Origin of the sequence: Alcanivorax hongdengensis A-11-3, from assembly GCF_000300995.1 — a bacterium.
In the GTDB taxonomy this organism is placed as follows: Bacteria; Pseudomonadota; Gammaproteobacteria; order Pseudomonadales; family Alcanivoracaceae; genus Alcanivorax; species Alcanivorax hongdengensis.
The window spans coordinates 1-14115 of sequence record NZ_AMRJ01000002.1 but is presented as its reverse complement, the minus strand read 5'-3'; the positions used below and the strand labels follow the sequence as shown (position 1 = coordinate 14115).

The 14115-nt window shown below is 62.5% G+C and carries 14 protein-coding genes; 3 read left to right on the top strand and 11 right to left on the bottom strand.

Features of this window, described 5'->3' with window-relative positions:
• Positions 1-83: 83 nt before the first annotated feature.
• Complete coding sequence (locus A11A3_RS01695) at positions 84-1097, bottom strand: GlxA family transcriptional regulator (protein ID WP_237738808.1); 1014 nt, start codon at positions 1095-1097, stop codon at positions 84-86.
• A 77-nt stretch (positions 1098-1174) separates the two neighbouring features.
• On the opposite strand from A11A3_RS01695, the gene A11A3_RS01690 reads away from it, so the two are divergent.
• Positions 1175-2965, top strand: coding sequence for an acyl-CoA dehydrogenase (locus A11A3_RS01690; RefSeq protein ID WP_008927529.1), 1791 nt, complete (start codon positions 1175-1177; stop codon positions 2963-2965).
• A gap of 292 nt (positions 2966-3257) precedes the next feature.
• Here the strand turns inward: A11A3_RS01690 and A11A3_RS01685 are convergent, their stop codons facing one another.
• The 4 genes from A11A3_RS01685 to A11A3_RS01670 all read right to left on the bottom strand — a co-directional run bounded on the left by A11A3_RS01685 (position 3258) and on the right by A11A3_RS01670 (position 8216).
• Positions 3258-4598 (bottom strand): IS1182 family transposase, encoded by a 1341-nt coding sequence (locus tag A11A3_RS01685; protein ID WP_157375228.1) that lies wholly within the window; start codon positions 4596-4598, stop codon positions 3258-3260.
• A 119-nt stretch (positions 4599-4717) separates the two neighbouring features.
• Complete coding sequence (locus tag A11A3_RS01680; RefSeq protein ID WP_008927527.1) at positions 4718-7069, bottom strand: fatty acid cis/trans isomerase; 2352 nt, start codon at positions 7067-7069, stop codon at positions 4718-4720.
• 102 nt (positions 7070-7171) lie between these two features.
• Positions 7172-7627: a DUF3429 domain-containing protein gene (locus tag A11A3_RS01675; RefSeq protein WP_008927526.1), complete on the bottom strand. Its 456-nt coding sequence runs from the start codon at positions 7625-7627 to the stop codon at positions 7172-7174.
• Between the two features lie 37 nt (positions 7628-7664).
• A complete protein-coding gene (locus tag A11A3_RS01670) occupies positions 7665-8216 on the bottom strand; it encodes a DUF1643 domain-containing protein (RefSeq protein ID WP_008927525.1) in 552 nt (183 codons plus the stop codon).
• A 61-nt stretch (positions 8217-8277) separates the two neighbouring features.
• Between A11A3_RS01670 and A11A3_RS01665 the strand changes: the two genes are divergently transcribed.
• Positions 8278-8997: a nitroreductase gene (locus A11A3_RS01665; RefSeq protein WP_008927524.1), complete on the top strand. Its 720-nt coding sequence runs from the start codon at positions 8278-8280 to the stop codon at positions 8995-8997.
• A 3-nt stretch (positions 8998-9000) separates the two neighbouring features.
• On the opposite strand, the gene bla is transcribed toward A11A3_RS01665, so the two are convergent.
• Positions 9001-9765: a subclass B1 metallo-beta-lactamase gene (gene bla / locus A11A3_RS01660; protein WP_008927523.1), complete on the bottom strand. Its 765-nt coding sequence runs from the start codon at positions 9763-9765 to the stop codon at positions 9001-9003.
• An 80-nt stretch (positions 9766-9845) separates the two neighbouring features.
• Complete coding sequence (locus A11A3_RS01655) at positions 9846-10361, bottom strand: Hsp20/alpha crystallin family protein (RefSeq protein ID WP_008927522.1); 516 nt, start codon at positions 10359-10361, stop codon at positions 9846-9848.
• Positions 10362-10531: 170 nt separating this feature from the next.
• Between A11A3_RS01655 and A11A3_RS01650 the strand changes: the two genes are divergently transcribed.
• On the top strand, positions 10532-10747 hold the full coding sequence (locus tag A11A3_RS01650) for a dodecin (RefSeq protein ID WP_008927521.1): 216 nt from the start codon (positions 10532-10534) through the stop codon (positions 10745-10747).
• A 36-nt stretch (positions 10748-10783) separates the two neighbouring features.
• On the opposite strand, the gene A11A3_RS01645 is transcribed toward A11A3_RS01650, so the two are convergent.
• The 4 genes from A11A3_RS01645 to A11A3_RS01630 form a co-directional block, all read right to left on the bottom strand.
• Positions 10784-12436 (bottom strand): DEAD/DEAH box helicase, encoded by a 1653-nt coding sequence (locus tag A11A3_RS01645; RefSeq protein WP_008927520.1) that lies wholly within the window; start codon positions 12434-12436, stop codon positions 10784-10786.
• Between the two features lie 136 nt (positions 12437-12572).
• Positions 12573-13385: a DUF4198 domain-containing protein gene (locus tag A11A3_RS01640; RefSeq protein ID WP_008927519.1), complete on the bottom strand. Its 813-nt coding sequence runs from the start codon at positions 13383-13385 to the stop codon at positions 12573-12575.
• An 11-nt stretch (positions 13386-13396) separates the two neighbouring features.
• The gene (locus A11A3_RS01635) at positions 13397-13894 is read right to left on the bottom strand and encodes a DUF2271 domain-containing protein (protein ID WP_008927518.1); all 498 of its coding nucleotides are present in this window, start codon (positions 13892-13894) and stop codon (positions 13397-13399) included.
• Between the two features lie 12 nt (positions 13895-13906).
• A partial coding sequence (locus A11A3_RS01630) for a PepSY-associated TM helix domain-containing protein (RefSeq protein ID WP_008927517.1) occupies positions 13907-14115 on the bottom strand: 209 nt, incomplete at its 5' end.

Sequence of the window (14115 nt, the reverse complement as noted above, 5' to 3'; positions counted from 1 at the left end):
TCACACTGACCAGCGCCATCTCGGTAGTGTTAACAGGCCCCGGGACGACTCGCCACGTTTTTCCGCCGGACGAGACGAGCGGGTTAGCTGTCCTGCAGGGTGCCGGTGCGGGCAAAGCGTTGCCGGTAGTGGCTGGGTGACAGGCCGGTATGGCGCTTGAACAGCCGCGAAAAGCTGCTCACATCCTGATAGCCCACCTGTTCGGACAGTTTTGCCAGGTTGGTGGCGCCGCGTTCGAGCATCTTGCGAGCCGCCTCGATACGTACCCGTTGCAGATATTGCAGTGGCGGTTCTCCCAGGGCGGTGGTGAAGCGTCTCTGCAACTGACGGGGGCTCAGATGAACCCGTTCCGCCAGTGATGCCAGGCTGGTGCTATTGCGGTAGTGCTCGTGAATCCAGGACTGAATCGCCTGCACCTGATCATCCTGGTGATAGGTACGGGTGGGCAGGCCGGCATAGATACTCTGCAGGTCGTTGCGCACATCAATGACAAAGGCACGGGCCAGTTCACGGGCCAGATCGGCCCCGCAGAAACGTTCCACCAGCAGGATGGTCAGGTCCCGCCAGGCGGTGCCACCGCCGGCACAGAAGATATTGTCGTCACGGGTAATCAGCTCCCGTTCGGTCAGGTTCACCTGTGGGTAGCGCTGACGAAATTGCTGGCTGAATCCCCAGTGTGTGGTGGCGGTGCGCCCGTCGAGCAGGCCTGCCTCGGCGAGCAGGAAGGCGCCGGTGCAGTTGCTGGCCAGGTCCGCGCCGCCCTGATAGAGAAAACGCAGCCAGGGTAGCACCTCTTGCTCATTGCGTAGCACCGTTTCCAGCTCGCCGCCAATGGTGGGGACCACCACCAGATCGGCGCTGTCGATCTGTTCCATGGGCGCATCCACAGCCATGCGAATACCATTGGTACAACGCACCGGCTGCCCGCCCCGCGACACCACCTGAACCTTGAACTGGCGATCCAGCGGCTGGTCGTGGATGCGGTTCCAGGTGACCCCGGTGAGATTGAGCAGATCCACCACGCCGGTGAGCGCGGAGGCGAAGACGCCATCGAAGGCAAGAACGGCTACCTGATACATCGTGTCGTATTTCACCATGTTTAAGTCATAGGCGACAATGCCAGACAAGAGGCCCGGCTGGCAAGCTTGTCACCGTTGGCAAGAGGATCTGAACTGTGAGCGATACCATTCTCGACCGCCGCGATCTGCGGTTTCAGCTGTTTGATGTACTGGACACCGGGGCGCTGTTTGACCGTGAGCGCTTTCGCGAGCACAGCCGCGAAACCGTGGAAGCGGCGCTGGATACGGCGGAAAAGCTGGCGCGGGAAAAGTTCGCCTCCCATAACAGCCTGGCCGACGGCGACGAGCCGCGCTTTGAAAACGGCAAGGTTGTCATGCGCCCGGAAGTGAAAGAGGCCTACGACGCTTACATCGAGGCGGGCTTCTTGTCCTCCATGGCCAGTTTCGAGGAGGGCGGCATGCAGCTGCCGGCCATTGCCGCCGCAGCCTGCAAGGGGATGTTTACCGCCGCCAACTGTAGCTCCACGTCCTATCCGTTTCTGACCGCCGCGGCGGCCAACGTGATCCGCAATTTTGCCAGCGAGACCCTGCGCGAGCAGTTTCTGCCCGCCATGATGGCCGGGCGCTTTACCGGCACCATGGCCCTGACCGAACCCCACGCCGGCTCCAACCTGGCAGACATTCGCACCCGGGCCCTGCCACAGGAAGACGGCAGCTATCGCCTGAAGGGCAACAAGATCTTCATTTCCGGCGGCGACAACGAATTGGCCGAGAATATCGTCCATCTGGTGCTGGCCAAGATTCCCGGCGGCCCCGATGGGGTCAAGGGCATATCCCTGTTCGTGGTGCCCAAGTACCGCCTTGATGGGCAGGGCAACCCGGCGGATCGCAATGACGTGATTCTGGCCGGTCTGATTCACAAGATGGGCTATCGCGGTACCACCAGCACTGCCCTGACATTCGGTGACAATGACGACTGCCACGGCTATCTGATCGGCGAGCCCCATCAGGGCCTGCGCTACATGTTCCAGATGATGAACGAAGCCCGGGTGGGCGTGGGCTTTGGTGCCGCAGTATTGGGGTATCGGGGTTACCGTTTTGCGCTGGATTATGCCCGCGACCGTCTGCAGGGCCGCCCGCTGGGCACCACCGACTTCAGCACCCCGCAGGTGCCGATCATCGAGCACGCCGACGTGCGTCGCCTGCTGCTGACCCAGAAGGCCTACACCGAGGCGGCCATCGCCATGTGCCTTTACGGCTACCGGCTGGTGGACGAAAAGGACACGGCGGAAGACCAACAGGCCCGCCAGGATGCGGACCTGTTGCTGGATTTGCTGACACCGGTACTGAAGACCTGGCCATCGGAATATGGCGTCATGGCCAACGATCTGGCCATTCAGGTGTTTGGTGGCGCCGGCTACACGCGGGAGTATCCGGTGGAGCAGTACTGGCGTGATAACCGCCTCAACCCGATTCATGAAGGGACCACCGGTATCCACGGCCTGGACCTGTTGGGCCGCAAGGTGTGGCTGGCCGGGGGGCGCGGGCTGCAATTGCTGGCCGAGCGCATCAGCGCTGACATCGCCGCCACCACCGACCCGCGTTGTCAGCCCTTTGCCAGTGCCCTGCAAGCCATGCTGCCGAAAGTGCAGCAGGCCACAGACGTCGTTGGCCGGCAGATGCAGAGCGAAGGACCGGGCAGGGCGTTGTCCAATGCCTACGCCTACCTGCGGCTGGTCGGCCATGTGGTCGCCGCCTGGATGTGGTTGCGCCAGGCCAATGCGGCTCTCAAGCTGGAGGCCGCCGAGGACGCCGACTTTGCCGCCGGCAAGTTGCAGGCGGCGCGCTATTTCTTCCGCTGGGAGCTGTCCCGGGTGGAGCTGGATTTCGAGCGCCTGTGCGAGGGCGACGACACCTTTACGCAGATGGAACCGCGTTGGTTCTGAAAGGCCGAGTTGATCTCCGGCACCTATCGTCTAAAGGCTCGGGAGTCCGCTATGCGGATGTGTCTCTGACGATATCTTGATAAGGCCCCTCTGGGGCCTCAGGTTGCTGACGAACCCTGCCTTGAGCGGGGTTCGTCGTTTCTGGGCGGTGATCCGTGGGTCAGGAGAGTGGATTCTTGGGCTGGACCGGTTCGAGGAGTCAGGGTCGGACCAGAAGGACGCGTCATTGTTAGGGGGCGAACAAGCGGCCTGAGGCGTTTATCTGACCGCTAAAATGCCTTGAGACCGTCCCTCAGGCGGCCAGCGCCATCTTTTTCAGATTCTGCGCCGCCGCCGACAGCAGCGCCTGCTCACGCATCCCCGCCAGTCCCCGCATTCGCGCATAACGGTACCCATGCAGTTGTTTGGCGTCCGCGAAGCTGCGTTCCACCGTCTCCTTGCGTCGCTCGTAGACCTGCTGCCCTTTTGGCTCCAGACGGTGTCGATTGACCCGTTCCTTCGCCGCGTCCCAGACATGACGCGTCACCGTCTTCTGCTGCTTGTCGTTGCGCGTGCACTCAGCCAGCCTCGGGCAACGCCGGCACCAGGCCGGGTCCGATTGGTAATGACGGTATCCCTGCCGGTTGGTGGTCGCGTAGCGCAGCGCTTGTCCCTCCGGACAGCGGTAGACATCGGCCGTCTCGTCGTAAACGAACAACCGCTTGGCCATCATCCCTTTCGGCTTGTTCGGGCGACGGTAACCGATCACCCCATACAGCTCCCGCTTGTCCAGACCCTGGCAGATTGCTGCCGTGAAGTACCCTGCGTCCAGGCCCACCGCTTCCACCTCGAACCCGAACCGTTCGCTTTGGCGATCCAGTCGTTCCAGATACGGCACGCTGTCGTGCACGCTCGCCGGCGTCACGTGAACGTCCGTGATGATCGTGTGCTTGGCGTCCACCGTACGGTGGTCCAGGTAGAAGAACCCCTTTGGCTTGCCTTCGCGCACCATGTAGCCGCTGTCCGGGTCCGTCTTACTGATCTTCTTGCGCGCCGTCTCCGCCGCCTCCTTGCGAGGCGGCAGCGGCTTTTTTCCGTGCGCCTCCCGGTCTGCGGTGATCGCCTCCTCCAGCTCCGCCAGATAGGCTTGCGGCGTCACCTCCACGTCCTCAACCGTATAGTGATGCCGGTTGGCGTTGGCTTTGATGTGCGTGCTGTCGGTGTACAGGATGCGTCCGCCCACCAGGCCACGTTCCATGGCCTGCTCCACGATACGGTCGAACAGACGCTGGGCGATGTCGCTGTCGCGGAACCGGCGGCGTCGGTTCTGGCTGAAGGTCGAGGCGTCTGGCACCTTGTCGGTCAGCCGCAACCCCAGGAACCAGCGATACGCCACGTTCACCTGCAGCTCGCGCACCAACTGCCGTTCACTGCGAATGCCGAACAGATAGCCGATGAACAACGCCTTGAACAACACCACCGGGTCCAGCGCCGGGCGGCCGTTGTCGTCGCAGTACAAGTGGCGGACTTCGTCGCGGATGAAGGCGAAATCCACAACCGCATCAATGCGCCGAAGCAGGTGATCGCAAGGCACCAGCTCTTCCAGTGTCACCATCTCCAACTCGTGTTGGGTCGGACCGGGTTCTTTTAGCATCCCCCAATAACAACAAAGCCCCGGCCAAATGGCCAGGGCTTTGTCAGCAACCTGAGGCCCCTCTGGGGCCTTTTTTTGTTTGTCGTATCCTGGCCGCCCCACCTTGTAATGGATGAGGGTTACAGGTTTTTGTAGCGGTTCATATCCAGCAGACCCGCTTCCACCGGCGTGGTATCCAGCTGGTAGGTGGTCAGGTCATTGAAGTAGAACCAAAACTCCGGATGGGTGCGACGAATGCCGTAGCGATCCACCAGGGCGGTGAAATCCTTCTCGGTTTTCACCGCATTCATGGCCTGCACGAATGTATCAAGCTGCGAGGCATTCACCTTGAACATGAAGTTCGGGTAGCTGCCGAGGATGCCCGGGTAAACCGTCAGCGTGTCCAGCTCGGGCTGGTAGCGCAGGGATTCGCCCATCATGAAGGCCACGTTGGTGTGGGCCCGGTCGCGAAGCAGACTGTAGATTTCCCGTTGATCATTGCTTCCTTCCACCCGCAGGAAGGTGACCTCCGGCAGGAAATCAATCACCTTCAGGTCACCGGCCTTGCGCGAGGCCAGCGCCGACAAGGCGTTATCGCTTTGCTTTTGCAGTGCGCTGCCGTCGGCGCGGGCGCAATGCTCACCGCCACAGCGGTTGATCGGATCCGGCCGGGCATCAATGTCCGCATAGCGGCTGAGCAGGTCGCCATTGAATTCGTTCATGGGCGTGGTGGTCTTGAAGGGGATGGCGGTGGGGATGCTGGTGTCCACCTCTTCGTAGCTGACCATCAGTTTCAGCTTGCCGGTTTTCTGGTACCAGCCGTCCAGCACCTGCTGGCGCTGGCTGGCTGGCAGATAGCGCAGGGTGTTCTGCTCGGCGCCGTTGCGGATCAGGTCGAAGTAGAGGCGGGTCTGGGCCTGGTGAGACACGGAACCGAAGACATTGAAGTTGACCACCAGGTTGTAATAGGTGCGTTCGAACAGCGGATAGTCCATCACCCAGGTGGTCAGCGGCAGATCGCCGATCAGACCGCGACGCACCGAGGCATTGTCGTGATGCCGGAAAATGGTCAGCAGGGCATTGGTATTGTGGCCATCGCCGTCCCACAGGCTTTGCCAGCCCGGGCCTTGCGGTTCCGCCTTGCCGTAGGCGTCCTTGCGGGCTTTCAGGTAATCGTTGCGCTTGCCACTGTACTTCAGCCATTGCGGTCCCAGGGCCAGCAGATCGTCATCCTGGCCGGGCAGCCCAAGCAGGCCGTTGACCTGTGCGCGGTAATCACTGTCGGTGATGTAGAGATCGTGCTGTGGGTCCTGGAACACGGCCCAGAACTGATCACGAATCACATCGGTGGCCACCTGGCCGCGACATACCGGGCCGCGGATAAAGGTCCGCACGAAATACTCCGCATCATCCAGCATGAACTGGTAGCGGGCGCGGGCGGGGATGGCCGAGAAGGTCACGAAGGGGTTGGCACGCTGTTCGTAGTCGTAGCCGGGCAGGCTGTCCACGTCCCAGTCCGCGTCGAAAAACAGCGACTGCACCCGTGCCAGTTTTTTGTCGCTGAGGGCAAAGGTGATATGCGTCTTGTGCACGATAACGCCGCGTACCGGTGTCAGGCGGTACCAGAATTTGCCCTGCGGCGGGTCATTGGGGCGTACCGTAGTCAGCGGTGTTACCGGCTGCCCGGGGGGCGTGCTGGAACGTACCAGTTTGAAGAAATGGTCCGGGCGCTGGCCACTGCCGTCATCGAAATACAGGTGCGCCAGGTAAAGGTGCTCGAACAGCCAGCGGCCCACCAGCTGGTGACGCTTGTCACCGGTGTTGAGCAGTTTCTGCCAGTGCGTTATCTGGGCTTTTTCTGCATCGCTGAGGGTAATGGACTGCGGGTCGATATGGGCGCCCTGTTTGAGCCATGTCTGCAGGGTGTCGAATTCACTGTCGGTGAGTCCGGTTACCGCCAGCGGCATGCCACCCATGGGGTGATCATCGGCATAATCGTCAAATTCGTCCCGGGCCGGGCAGGTATTCTGGCGGCTCAGCCCCAGTTTGATGTCATCGGGCAGTTTCTGGTTATTGCCGAATTGTTGCTGGCGGCCCAGTTGCAGCATGCGAAACAGCAGGGATTTCTGCATGCCTTCGGTGCTGTCGATCACCGAGTAAAAGCCCATGTCACGCCAGCCGGAGGTAGTCTGCGCATCAACGAAAAGCCGGGTGGGCGGTACCGATTCGGTGCGGCCGCCATCGTAGACCTTGCGTTTGCTGGCACCGCGATCGAGCCCTTCGGCGCTGCCCAGTTTCAGCTGGCAGGGCGCGTCGTAGCAGGCGTGGCAGGCCAGGCACTTGTGTTCGAAGATAGGCTGCACGTCGTGCTGGTAGGTCAGTACCTGGCTTTTGCCCTGGCTGTCCGGTTGTTCATCACAGCCGCCCAGTAGCGGCAGTAACCAGAGGGCGAACGCCGCCATCAGCCATGGGTATCGCGCGGTGTTTTGCATGCAGTCATCTCCCGGTAGAAACAGAGAGTCTACCGGTCCGGGCGGCAGGTCTCTATCAACGCTGTATCAGGATGTGTGCTGTCGCTGTAAAAAAGCGAAAGATCAGAGCAGGGGCATCATGGCCGCCGCCCAGCCGATCAGCAGGGCGAATACGCTGGTGGCAGTCAGACCATGGCGCAGGTGGCGATACCAGTCGGGCAGAATATCGATGAATACCATCTGTTCGGTGCCCCAGGCGAAAACCAGCCCCGCAGCCACCATGGGCAGAGCCAGCTCGCGGGGCAGGATCAGGGCAAACCAGCCCAACACGGCAGGCATCACCGCGAACAGCAGGGTCGGGAACTGGTTACTGTCGGCAAAGCCGGCCAGGGCGCGGCCCCAGTGGACGGCACCGACAAAAGTCAGGGTGATGGCCGCCAGGGCGGTGAGGCCCTGCAGGGCACAATCGCGAAGTGGATCGAACCAGGCCAGCAGGGCCAGCAGGTAATAGAACACGATGCTGGCAATGCCGAACCAGCGGGCAATGCGGATGTTTTTTTCCAGTCGTGTCGATTTCAAAGCGCAGCCTGCCCGTCAGGTTTTCCTGCTGGAAAGTCTAGCCCCGGCGGGGTGAAGGCCGGGACAAGGCCTGGTCCGGTTCTGTCTCACTATGCTCAGTATAACCGTCCCAGGGATGGGCGTTCAGGTGGCGGGGTAAATAGAGCGGGTGGGCCGGGTCACCGGACCGGTTGACGCGAATGGCGTGCATGTCCGGCAGCCAGCGACTGACTCGTCGCGCCCGGTTCAGGTGATGGCCATGATTGCCCCAGGCAGCCACCACCAGCGAGGCCTCGCGGCCCAGACGCCGCAACCAGCGATCATTGTGCGGGCCCACCGGGTCATCGGCGGCCAGCAGATCACGCGGGTAGGTGGCTCGCCAGGCAAACAGGTTGGCCACGCACAGGCCGGAGTAGCCCCAGTCGCGGGCAAAGCCCATACAGCGACGGATGGTGGGATCGTCCTGGCGATGATCGGCGGTGGACGGGTTGAGCCCCACTAGCAGTATGAAGTCGTCGCCTTCTCCCCAGCGGCGCCAGAGCGCATAGCGGTAGCGGCGGCAGCGGGAAAAATTGGCACTTCGTTGCAGGTTGGCGGCGGAGACTGTCATGGCCGGCTATTGTAGTCATCTGCCATAGTTGTGCCAGTTTCAACGGGGACAGGAAGACACCATGGAATTTCGCGATGTGTTGCAACAGCGCCACAGCGTGCGCGCCTTCAGCGACAAACCGGTCAGTGAGGCGCTGCTGACCGAGCTGCTTGAACAGGCCACCCGTGGCGCGCCCAGCTGGTCCAATACCCAGCCCTATCAGATTGCCATCGCCCGTGGACCGGTGCTGGAAAGTTTGCGAGAGGAACTGCCGCCCCGGTTTGACAAGCTGGTGGCGTTACAGCGGGCCCCCATGCTCAGCAAAGTGATGGCCTGGTTGCGCAAGGACGGCGTGCCCGATGGGGATTTTCGCCCGGTGGTGGACTACCCGGCGGACCTGCAGCCCCGGCGTGTGGCCACCGGCCGTGAGCTTTACCGTCTCTTGGGTATCGGCCGTGAAGACCGTCAGGCACGCCATGAACAGATGAGCGACAACTTCCGGTTTTTCAATGCGCCGGTGGCGCTGTTCATTTTTATCCACGAGGGGCTGGGCGTATACAGCGCCCTGGATGCGGGTATTTTTCTGCAATCACTGATGCTGGCGGCCACCGATGCAGGCCTGGGCAGTTGCGCCCAGGGCGCCCTGGCCCTGTGGCGCTCACCGCTGGAGCAGCATTTTCAGTTGCCGGGGCACTACAAGCTGCTGTGTGGTATTTCCCTGGGGTATGAGGCTGACAAGACCATCAACCGTTTTCAGCCGGAAAAACTGCCGCTGGCTGATCTGCTGATTGCACCACGCTGAGGGTCAGCGTCTTTCAAGTGCCTGCGTGGCCAGTGCCCGGGTATGGAACAGCAGTTGTTCATCACCAAGCTGGCCATGGCCGGGTACTACCATGGCCGCCTGCGGGAAGGCCTGTATCAGGTTGTCCATGGCGGCGGCCCAGTGGTCCGGGGCGGAGCCGGCCACATAGCCGATGTTGGTGGACTCGCGGCCCTTCACCGCGCAGCCGCCCACCAGCAAGTGATCCCTGCCGTACCAGATAACGATATTGTCCGGGCTGTGGGCGGCGCCCGGATAGTAGAGTTCGATATCACCCAGTCGGGCCCGGCGGTCATGAAAGGCGAGGGCCTGGGGGAAGTGGCTGGCCGGGTCGTAATACTTGCCCGGCTCGGCTTTGACGATGCTCAGGGTCTTGGGGTGCACATAGGCGCGGATGTGTTTTTCGGCCAGCAGCCGTGAGCCGCCCATGCGGTCATCGTGGGAGTGGGTGAGAATGGCCTGGTCGGGGTCCTTGCCGAAGTGCTGTTCGATCCAGCTGAGCAGGGTTGCCGTGGGGGCTTCACCCCAGGCGGTGTCGATCAGTGTCAGCGTCTTGCCGTCATCAATGATCACGCCATTGGAAGAAACCCGCTGACCGTTGTACTCGGTCCAGGAGCGATGTAGCCACACATGTTCGGTAAGCGGTTGCACCACCAGGTCGTTGCTGAGGCGAATTGGTTTGCCGACTGGCTCCACGGCCAACACAGCGAGGGGGATCAGCAGAGTGATGACAAGCGCAAACAGTCTCATGGCGGCTCCTCAATGGCGGAGCCGCCATGATAACCGTGACCCCGGACGGCCGTGCGACCCAGTTGGCAAATGCCCGCGGGTCAGTGGATCTCGATTGCCTTGCGGGTCTGGTTGTGCGGCTCGTGGCGCGGGATGGTCAGGCTCAGTACGCCGTTATGGAAGGTGGCATTCATCTGCTCGCCATCCGCATCCGCCGGTAGCGTCAGCAACCGCTGGAATTGGCCGAAACGCCGCTCGCTGTAGTGGTAGCCGTCTTTCTCGCTTTCCATCACATCCTGTTTTTCACCGGCGATGGTCAGGCTGTCGCCATCCAGCGTCACGCTCAGGTCGCGCTTTTCCATACTCGGCAATTCCGCGGTGATCAGGTAATGTTCCGGCCGTTCGAGAATATCCAGGTTGGGGCGGAACGGAATCGACGGTTGGGCACGGGGCGCCGGGGTTGTCCAGGCCATGTCGCCCAGCATCTGTTCGAACCAGTTGTCGAACTCCCGGTCCCAGCGCAGCAGCGGGTGGCCGGGGCTGCGCTGGGGCAGGGGGCGTTCGCGGCTACCTTCCCGGCGTAGCCAGTTCCACGGGGTAATCTTGTGCAAGTCCATCGCAGTACCTCCTTGATGCGTCAGTACCCATTCCCATTTCTAGGGCTGCTGGCAGTGGCTTTCAACGGTTTTTTGATGAAATTTTGATCATTGCCACTTTCGCGGTGCTTGAATTCTGTCTGACGGGCTGTCACACCTGAGGGGACTGAGGACGAAAGGGAGGACATCTCATGTCAGACCATCACGTCTACAAGAAGGTAGAGCTGGTCGGTTCATCGCGTACCGGCATCGAGGATGCCATCGAGCAGGCTCTGGCCACGGCCAGCGACAGTCTGGATCTGATGGAATGGTTCGAAGTGACGGAAACCCGTGGTCACATCGAGGATGGCCGGGTAGGCCACTACCAGGTGACACTGAAGGTAGGGTTCCGCATACAGGGATCCTGACCGGCGGGCGCCGGCCAGGAGAGGCGTTGCCGGGCCTTATATCGCTTCCAGGTCCAGGGAGCGCTGGCAGACCCGTGCGGTGCGAATCACGTGCAGCTGGCGCGGAGACAGGTCTTCCGGCAGCTCCACCACGCTGTGATCCTGGTGAATCCGGATCGGGCCGATCAGGCGGCTGGGCAGTTTCGCTTCGTTGGCAATGGCGCCAACGATATTGCCCGGCTTGACGCCGTGGTCATGGCCCACCTGGATACGGTAGCGACGCATGGCGGCATCCACCGCCCGGCGCTTGCCGCGCGGAGCGCGATCATCGCGGTCGCGGCGCGGGCCGCGCTCACGGGGCGGCCGAGCCTCGCGGGGCACCATCTTCGGTTCCTTGAGAATCAGCGGCTCACGGGCAAACAGCAGTGATGCCAGGGCGGCGGCCATGTCTTCGGCGCTGATCTGCATTTCCGTGCGCAGCTTTTCCACCAGGGCACGGGTGTCGACAAAATCAGCACCGGCCATGGCCTGGGCCAGTTGTTCCTGGAAGCGGGCAATACGCTTGGCATTGAGATCATCCACCGAGGGCAGATCCATTTTCTCGATGCGCTGGCGGGTGATGCGCTCGATCTGACGCAGCAGCCCCTGCTCCCGGCGAGAGACAAACAGAATGGCATCGCCGTTGCGACCGGCACGACCGGTACGCCCGATGCGGTGCACATAGGCCTCCGGATCACCGGGCATGTCGTAATTGATCACATGGGTGATACGCGGCACATCCAGACCCCGGGCGACCACATCGGTGGCCACCAGCAGGTCGAAACGCTTGTCCTTGAGACGCTGAACCGTCTTTTCCCGCTGCTGCTGGGGAATGTCCCCGTTCAGGGCTTCCGCGCGCAGATTGCGGCGATTGAGCTGCTCGGCCAGCTCCAGGGTAGCCTGCTTGGTGCGCACGAAGACGATCACGGCATCGTGGTCTTCCGCTTCCAGCATGCGGCACAGGGCATCCAGCTTGTTGAGCCCGGCCACCGCCCAGAAACGCTGACGCACCTGGGTAGAGGTGGTGGCGCCACCGTTGTCGATCTGCACCTGCTTCGGGTTCTTCAGGTGCTGGTCGGCCACCTTGCGGATCACCGGCGGCATGGTGGCGGAGAACAGGGCCAGCTGGCAGTCCGCCGGCGTGCGTTCCAGTACCCATTTGACGTCGTCGATGAAGCCCATGCGCAGCATTTCATCGGCTTCGTCCAGCACCAGCGCCTTGAGCTGATCCAGCTTGAGGGCGCCGCGCTCCATATGATCCATGACCCGACCGGGGGTGCCGACAATCACCTGGGCGCCGGCACGCAGCCCCTTGAGCTGGGTGCGATATTCCCCGCCGCCGTAAATCGGCAGCACCTGCAGCCCGGGCATGTTGGCGGCGAACTCCTCGCAGGCCTTGGCCACCTGGATGGCCAGTTCCCGGGTGGGCGCCAGAATCAGCATCTGCGGCTGGCGCAGGGAGACATCCAGACGCGCCAGTAGCGGCAGGGCAAAAGCGGCGGTCTTGCCGGTTCCCGTTTGGGCCTGCCCCAGCAGATCATGTCCTTCCAGCAACAGGGGGATCGCCTGGGCCTGGATCGGGGAGGGTTGCTCAAACCCCTGGCGGGCAATGGCGGTAAGCAGGGCCTCGGGCAGGCCAAGGGTGGCGAACCCGGTACGGGAATCTGACATTTGAGAACCTATGATCGGGGGCAGGTGCCGGGATCACCGGCGAGGACCGCGCACTATACGCCTGTGCTGTCATAATTGCACGTTTTTTCGCCGCCGGGGTGGCGGTCGGGCCGGCGCCGGGGCCGGCCCGGGCGGGTTACAGCGGCAGCACTTCCACCGTGGTCAGGTATTGCAGGCGGCGCTCGGTGGCCCCGAAAGCGCTGGCGTTGTCGTCAGCGGTGCTGGCTTCCACGAAGTAGCGGCCGGCGGCGTGCCAGTCGATGGTGACCACGCCATTGGCGTCGCTGGTCAGCTGCCAGTCATTCTGCTGGTCCCGGTAGCGGGTGCCGGCAGGGACCACCTCTACCTGCACGCCAGCGGCGGGCTTGCCATCCACCAGCAGGCGCCAGCGGGCCTGTTCCCCGGTGTAGAGGTCATTGGGGTGGGTGATCGGGTCCAGTTCCAGGCCCTGGCCGGTGGGTTTGAGGGCGGTGCGGTTCGGGGCGCCCACGGTCACGAAGGTTTCCATGCGGCTGACCGTCTCGCTCAGCTTGACCTGGGTTGCGCCTTTGGGAATGGCCGCGCGAATCTCTTTGACGCTGCGGCCACGGGCCCGCTTGCGCTCGCCGCCCAGCTGGTAGCTGGCAAAGAAGAACTGGCCGGCAATGGCAAGGCGGTAGGTGCCGGCCTGGGTGAGATTGACATCAAAGACACTGCGACGGTGACCTTCCAGGGTGTTGTCTACCTCTGCCGGTTTGCCATCGGGGCCGGTGGCGGTGAGACCCTTCAGGGGGAAGGGACGTTCCGGGAAAAAGATGTCGTTGGAGACACTGGCATCCACGGTGATCCATTGCGGCTGGGAGAGCACGGTATTGCTGGGCAGCAGCCAGCGTTTGTGGGCCTGGGCGGGCAGTGCCACGGCCAGTAGCAGAGCCAGTAGCCCGGCCTTTTTCAGGGTCGGCATCATCATCGCAATCTCCTTCAGGGTTGATCCGGTGTCAGGGTCAGTTGCATGGCGCCCAGTTCCTGGCTGCCATTGGCGCTGTGCTTCTGAATGGACTGGGGTGGCCAGTCAAACGGAATGCGTACCACCTCGCGGCCACCCACTTCCCGAGCGGCTTCCACCACCAGGGCATAATGGCCGGTGGGCAGGGCCTGCAGTGCCTTGACGTCACTGAAATCCAGCTCATGCAGGCCCGGGGCGCGGGTGGCGCCGGTCAGGCCGTCGTAGGGGGCTTGCTGGCTACGGCCGGTGCGGCGCCACCACTGGCGCAGGTCCTTGAGCCACTTGTCACGGCCGTCATACCACAGGCCCAGCGGCACAATGGTGCTGTGATCCGGGCTTTCCACCCAGAACGCCAGGTAGGGAGCGTGGTATTCGGCCACGTGCATCCGCGGCACCTCCAGCACGAGCTGGAAACGGTCGGCCAGTGCCAGCGGCGCCAGCAGCAACAGCACAATCAGTGTGATCAGGCGCATAACAATCTTCCTTCAGTGCATGAACAGAACAATCAGCAGCCACGGCAGCAGCAAACCACTCAGGGTTACCGGCCAGGTGGCCGGGCGGCGTTTGGCATGCAGCGTCATCAAGCCCAGGCCGGTGAGCGCGAACAGCAGGCAGGCCGCGGCAAAAATATCGATGAACCAGGCCCACACGGTGCCGGTATGGCGGCCCTTGTGCAGGTCATTGAAAAAGGGGG